The sequence below is a fragment of the Streptomyces sp. NPDC004752 genome (assembly GCF_053601275.1).
On record NZ_JBSGBN010000024.1, the window covers coordinates 1 to 6,659 of the forward strand.

General features: G+C 67.1%; 4 protein-coding genes. 2 read left to right on the forward strand and 2 right to left on the reverse strand.

The genetic code is table 11. The features are described 5' to 3' along the window. Positions 1 to 79: 79 nt before the first annotated feature. Both ACWEKM_RS12760 and ACWEKM_RS12765 read right to left on the reverse strand, forming a co-directional pair. Positions 80 to 1,591, reverse strand: a complete 1,512-nt coding sequence (locus ACWEKM_RS12760) for a glycosyltransferase family 87 protein (protein WP_451621194.1) — start codon at positions 1,589 to 1,591, stop codon at positions 80 to 82. 130 nt (positions 1,592 to 1,721) lie between these two features. Further along, positions 1,722 to 4,370, reverse strand: coding sequence for a transglycosylase domain-containing protein (locus tag ACWEKM_RS12765; RefSeq protein WP_451621195.1), 2,649 nt, complete (start codon positions 4,368 to 4,370; stop codon positions 1,722 to 1,724). Between the two features lie 364 nt (positions 4,371 to 4,734). Between ACWEKM_RS12765 and ACWEKM_RS12770 the strand changes: the two genes are divergently transcribed. Together ACWEKM_RS12770 and ACWEKM_RS12775 are read left to right on the forward strand one after the other, a co-directional pair. Then, a complete protein-coding gene (locus ACWEKM_RS12770) occupies positions 4,735 to 5,418 on the forward strand; it encodes a helix-turn-helix transcriptional regulator (RefSeq protein ID WP_451621196.1) in 684 nt (227 codons plus the stop codon). 44 nt (positions 5,419 to 5,462) lie between these two features. Continuing rightward, complete coding sequence (locus tag ACWEKM_RS12775; protein ID WP_451621197.1) at positions 5,463 to 6,545, forward strand: inositol-3-phosphate synthase; 1,083 nt, start codon at positions 5,463 to 5,465, stop codon at positions 6,543 to 6,545. Positions 6,546 to 6,659: the final 114 nt, after the last annotated feature.

Consider the following 6,659-nt stretch of genomic DNA (forward strand, 5'->3'; position numbering starts at 1 on the left):
GGCCGTACACGGAAGTCCGTGTACGGCCCTTCGGCTGTCCAGGTGCCGCCGCCCGCCGACACCCCACGGACCGGTTCGCTCAGAGCGAACGGTCTTCCGTGGGGGCCGGCGGTGCCTGGCTTCCCCACTCCACCTGCGGCACGTCGAAGTGGGTGGCGTGCCGCGGTGGGTGGGCCACGCCGCCGAGGACGAAGACGTCCTCCGCCCCGTCGAGCACCCCGCCCGAGGGGTCGTCGTCACCGGCCCGGCGCACCACGTCCCGCTCCGGCATGAGGATGTCCCGCACGACCACGACGCACAGGAACAGCGTGCCCAGCAGATGCACCGCGATCGCCCAGTGGTACCCCTGGGTGGGCAGGCCCTTGTGGGCGTCTCCGCTGGTCGTGTAGGCGAGGTACATCCAGATCCCCAGGAAGTACGCCACCTCGCATGCCTGCCAGATCAGGAAGTCCCGCCACTTGGGCCGGGCCAGTACGGCGAGCGGCACCAGCCACAGGACGTACTGCGGCGAGTAGACCTTGTTGGTGAGGATGAACGCGGCCACGATCAGGAAGGCGAGCTGTGCGAAACGCGGTCGGCGCGGGGCGACGAAGGTGAGCGCCGCGATACCGCCGCAGCACAGCAGCATCAGCACCGTGGCGAGCGTGTTGACCGTGTCGGTGGTGGGCGAGTGGGTCGAGTTCTGGGCCCAGATCAGCCAGAAGGAGCCGAAGTCCACGCCCCGCTCCTGGCTGAACGTGTAGAACTTCGACCAGCCCTCGTAGGCCAAGAGCATCACTGGCAGGTTCACGACGAGCCAAGCGACCGCCGTGCCGCCCAGGGCCTTGCCGAAGTCCCGCCACTTGCCGGCGCGCCAGCACAGGACGAACAGCGGGCCGAGCAACAGCACGGGATAGAGCTTCGCGGCCGTGGCGAGCCCCAGGAGGACACCGAAGGCGAGGGAGCGGCCCCGGGACCACATCAGCATCGCCGCGGCCGTCAGGGCCACCGCCAGCAGGTCCCAGTTGATGGTGGCGGTCAGCGCGAAAGCGGGCGCCAGGGCGACCAGCAGCCCGTCCCAGGGGCGCCGGGCGTGTGTCCGGGTCACGCAGACGGCGATGATGGCCGCACACACCATCAGCATTCCGGCGTTGACGAACCAGTACCACTGCTCCTGGTGCTGGATGCTGCCGCTGCCGGGCGTGACCCAGGCGGCCACCTCCATGAACACACCGGTGAGCACGGGGTACTCAAGGTAGTCCATGTCGCCCGGGAGCTTGTCGAAGTAGGGAACGAGCCCGTCGGCGAAGCCGCGCCCCTGGTAGAGGTGCGGAATGTCCGAGTAGCACGCGTGCGTGTACTGCGAACTGGCACCGAAGAACCAGGCGCCGTTGTAGCAGGGTGCCTTCTGGATCAGGCCGAGGGCGAACATGCCGATCGCAACCAGCGCGACCACCCGTAGGGGCGTCCACCAGGACGTGCCGAGCAGGGCACGCCATCCGATGGGGCCACCGATCAGCTCACTGCCGGCCGCGGCGACCTGGTCCTCCCTGGTCGGCCGCACCGGCTCCGGTTCGCGCACGCGTGTGGGCGTCGTTTCTGCACTGGGCATGGGGCTCATCCTGCCGTACGCGCCTGGGTACACGCCGAGGGCCGCCGCACCTCGTGGGTGCGACGGCCCATGTTTCACGTGAAACACCCTTGGCGGGCGATATGACCGCCAACCGGGTCAGGTCCCGGGCCTAGCCCGTCGGTCCGGCGAAGATGCCCCCATTGCCGTTGCCTCTGCTGTTGCCGTTTCCGGTCGATTGCGTGACCGATGGCGACGAACTCACGCCTCCGTCGATCCCGCCCGTGTCGGTGGCTCCGTCAGTTGGGCAGATCTTGTTGGGCCGGCAGGAATCGGAGGGCGAAGGGGAGGGCTCGGTGGGCGTCTCGCTCGGCGTCGGGCTGGGCGAGAGACTCGGGGTCGGGCTCGGCGTGATGCTGACCGACGGGGTCGGGGAGGGGGCGCCTTCCTCGTCCTGGACCTCGCCGATCTTCTCGGCGTCCGGGAAGCCGGGGTCGTTCTTCCCCTTCAGCGCGGACTTCATGTACTCGGTCCACACGAGCGTCGGGATGTCACCACCGTGGATGGAGTCCACACCCGCCGTGCCGTTCATGGAGAGCAGCTCGTGGTCCTTCGGGTTCTCACGGAACATCGTGACCGAGGTCGACAGCTGCTGTGTGTAGCCGACGAACCAGGCCGACTTGTTCTGGTCGGTGGTACCGGTCTTGCCCGCCGCCACACGCCCGAGGGCCTTGGCGTTGTAACCCGTACCGTTCTGGATGACGTTCTCCAGGACGTTCGTGACGTTGTCCGCCACCTTCGCCGGCATCGCCTGCGAGGGCTTCGGCTTGGTGAAGCCGTCCAGTTCCTTGCCGTCCTTCTTGACCTGGGTCACCGAGTAGGGGTCCGTCTGCTTTCCGGAGGCGGCGAACGTCGCGTAGGCGTCGGCCATGCGGATCGCGCTGGGCGTCGAGGTACCGATGGCGAAGGACGGGTTGAGATCCGGCGCCATGGTGTCCTGCAGAACGCCGGACGCCTTGGCGACATCCCGCACCCTCGTCATCCCCACGTCGACGCCCAGCTGCACGAACGGCGTGTTGATGGACTGCTCCATCGCCTTGCGCAAGGTGATGTAGCCCCACGCCTTGTCGCTCTCGTTCTTCTGGAGGAAGACCTGGTTGTCCTTGTCCAGGAAGTAGCTGCCGTCCGGCTTCTTGACCTTGAGCTTGTCGTTGCCGTTGTACTTGCTCAGCGGCGAGAGGCCCACACCGTCGGTCGCGTAGGTGCCGTACTCCATGGCCGCGGCCAGCACGAACGGCTTCCACGTCGAACCGACGGGGACACCCGAGGTGTCGGCGTTGTTGGTGAAGTGGCCGTTCTCGTACCCCGCGCCGCCGTAGAGCGCGACGATCGCGCCGTCGTTGGGCACCACCGACGCCGCGCCGAACTGGACGTGCTTGTCCTTCTCGCGGTGCTCCGGGTCGATCTTCTCTTTCTCGATCTTCTTGACGGCCGCGGTGAGGGCGTCGACCTTGTTCTTCTGGAAGGTCGTGTAGATCTGGTAGCCGCCCTGGTCGAACTGCGCCTCCGTGATGTCGGAGTGGTTCAGGACGTACTTCTTCGCCGTGTCGGCCAGATAGCTGATCTGGCCGGTCATGCCCTTGGTCGCCTTGCGGTCCTGGGGCATCGGGTACTTCTTGATCGCCTCCTGGTACTCGGCGTCCGTGATGCGCTTGTCCTTGTGCATCTCTTCGAGGATCCAGCCCCAGCGGTCCTTGGAACGCTTGAGGTTGGCATCGGCCGTCGCCGTCTTGTCGATGCTCTCGCTGCCCGCCGGGTCGTAGTACGTCGGGCCCTTGAGCAGCGCGGCGAGGAAGGCGCACTCGCTCGGCTTGAGATCGACCGCGTCCTTGCCGTAGTAGGTCTGCGCGGCGGCCTGAATGCCGTAGGCGCCGCGGCCGTAGTACGACGTGTTCAGGTAGCCCTGCAGGATCTGGGACTTGGAGAGCTTCGTGCCCACCTTGATGGAGATGAACATCTCCTTGAACTTACGGGTGACCGTCTGTTCCTGGCTCAGGTAGGTGTTCTTCACGAACTGCTGGGTGATCGTCGAACCACCCTGCGTCTGGCCGCCCTGGGCCATGTTGACCAGGGCGCGCGCGATGCCCATGTAGTCCAGGCCCGAGTCCCCGTAGAAGCTCTTGTTCTCCGCCGAGATCACTGCCCACTGCATGGCCTCGGGGATCTGGGCGATGGTGACGTTCTGCCGGTTGGCGCCCGAACCCGTGGCGACCATCTGGCTGCCGTCGCCCCAGTAGTAGACGTTGTTCTGCGACTTGGCGGCGTCGTTCTCGTTGGGGATGGTGACCATGGCGTAGCCGACGCCGACCATGGCCACCAGGCTGCCGAGAAAGCCGATGCACAGCCCGGAGACCAGCTTCCAGGAGGGCACCCAGCGCTGCCATCCGTACTTCCCCGCCCTGGGGTAGTCGATGAGCCGCTTCTTGGCGGGTACGGTCGCCCGGCCCCTGCCGCGCCCGGGCGGGCCGCCAGGACCGCCGCGCCGGCCGCCCGGACCCGTGTTCTCGGTCGCTCTGCGTCGGCCGCCTCCGCTTCTCTGCGCCGCTCGGCGGGCATCGGCCCGGCCGTTGTAGGGACGCTCCTGACCTCCAGAGTCCTGGGAACCCGACCCATAGGAACCGGACCCATAGGAGTCGGAAGGAGACCCGGTGGCGCCTCGCGGTGCCGCGCGGCGGCCGGATGACGAGCCGGACTGGCCGCGTCGGGCCGCGGCACGTCCGCCACCCTGCGGCGGCGGCGGTTTGCGACGGTGCTCGCTCATCGAACGATTACTCCTCGGGCAGGCGCACCCTTGCGCGCCTGGAAACGGCGGCTGGTTTCCGGTCCCCCCGAAGTACGGATGCGGTCGTTCCTGCACTCACCCGTACTGCACCGGGGACGAAGACGCCCCCAGGCGTCACTTGGTTCCCGGTGGCGTACATGCCGCACAGACTACGCACCGCCAAAACCCGCCTAGCGCCGAAGTTCATCCCAAATCAGGCAAGTTGCTTCCCACGAATCGGTGATGTGATCCCGTTCACCGCCATCCCACTTGTCGCATGCGAGGCGTCGTTCTATCGTCGTGATGTATCGAGTCGATACATCAGAGCGAGATAAGTGTGTGAGACGGACGAGAGGAGGCGATGATGAGCCGGCGTTCCGGCATCCTTGAGTTCGCCGTGCTCGGCCTGCTCCGCGAATCTCCCATGCACGGCTACGAGCTGCGCAAACGACTCAATACGTCACTGGGTGTGTTCCGGGCGTTCAGCTACGGGACGCTCTATCCCTGTCTGAAGACGCTGGTCGCCAACGGCTGGTTGATCGAGGAGCCGGGGAGCACCCACGAGGACGCCCTCGCCGCGCCCCTCGCGGGCCGACGCGCCAAGATCGTCTACCGGCTGACGGCGGAGGGCAAGGAACGCTTCGAGGAACTGCTCTCCCAGACGGGTCCGGACGCGTACGAGGACGAGCACTTCGCAGCGCGTTTCGCCTTCTTCGGACAGACGTCACGCGACGTACGCATGCGCGTACTGGAGGGGCGCCGCAGTCGGCTGGAGGAGCGCCTGGAGAAGATGCGCGCCTCGCTGGCCCGCACCCGGGAGCGCCTCGACGACTACACGCTTGAGCTCCAGCGCCACGGGATGGAGTCCGTGGAGCGCGAAGTGCGCTGGCTGAACGAGCTCATCGAGAGCGAGCGGGCCGGACGGGACCTGAAGGGTTCCGCCTCCGGCGGGTCCGCTCAGCGGAACACCACATCTGGAGCGACGGGCGGCCTGCCCCGTCCCGGGAAGATCCCCGGGACGGATACGCCCGACGACACCGCCACGTGAAGCCCACTCAGGGCCTCACTCGTACACAACAGGGAGCAACCGGAATGGGTTCGGTTCGCGTAGCCATCGTCGGCGTGGGCAACTGCTCCGCCTCGCTGGTGCAGGGAGTCGAGTACTACAAGGACGCCGACCCGGCGTCCAAGGTCCCCGGACTGATGCACGTGCAGTTCGGTGACTACCACGTGCGTGACATCGAGTTCGTCGCCGCCTTCGATGTCGATGCCAAGAAGGTCGGCCTCGACCTCGCGGACGCCATCGGCGCCTCCGAGAACAACACCATCAAGATCTGCGACGTGCCCACCACCGGTGTCACCGTGCAGCGCGGCCACACCCTCGACGGCCTCGGCAAGTACTACCGGGCCACCATCGAGGAGTCCGACGCCGAGCCGGTCGACATCGTCCAGGTCCTCAAGGACAAGCAGGTCGACGTCCTCGTCTGCTACCTGCCCGTCGGTTCCGACGACGCGGCGAAGTTCTACGCCCAGTGCGCCATCGACGCCAAGGTCGCCTTCGTCAACGCCCTCCCGGTCTTCATCGCCGGTACCAAGGAGTGGGCGGACAAGTTCACCGAGGCGGGCGTCCCGATCGTCGGCGATGACATCAAGTCCCAGGTCGGCGCGACCATCACGCACCGCGTCATGGCGAAGCTGTTCGAGGACCGGGGCGTCGTCCTGGACCGCACGATGCAGTTGAACGTCGGCGGCAACATGGACTTCAAGAACATGCTGGAGCGCGAGCGTCTGGAGTCGAAGAAGATCTCCAAGACGCAGGCCGTCACCTCGCAGATCCCCGACCGGGACCTCGGCGAGAAGAACGTGCACATCGGCCCGTCCGACTACGTCGCCTGGCTCGACGACCGCAAGTGGGCCTACGTCCGTCTGGAGGGCCGCGCCTTCGGTGACGTCCCGCTGAACCTTGAGTACAAGCTGGAGGTCTGGGACTCCCCGAACTCCGCAGGTGTCATCATCGACGCGCTCCGCGCCGCGAAGATCGCCAAGGACCGCGGCATCGGCGGCCCGATCCTCTCGGCGTCCTCCTACTTCATGAAGTCCCCGCCGGTCCAGTACTTCGACGACGAGGCCCGCGAGAACGTGGAGAAATTCATCCGCGGCGACGTCGAGCGCTAGACCGCGCCGAAATCGCTCCTGCCAGGGCCGGGGGGGGGGGGGCGCGGGGTCTAGCACCGGGTCGCCCCGGCGGGGGGGGGCGGGGCGGAGGCGCAGCCGGCGGTGGCGGGCGCG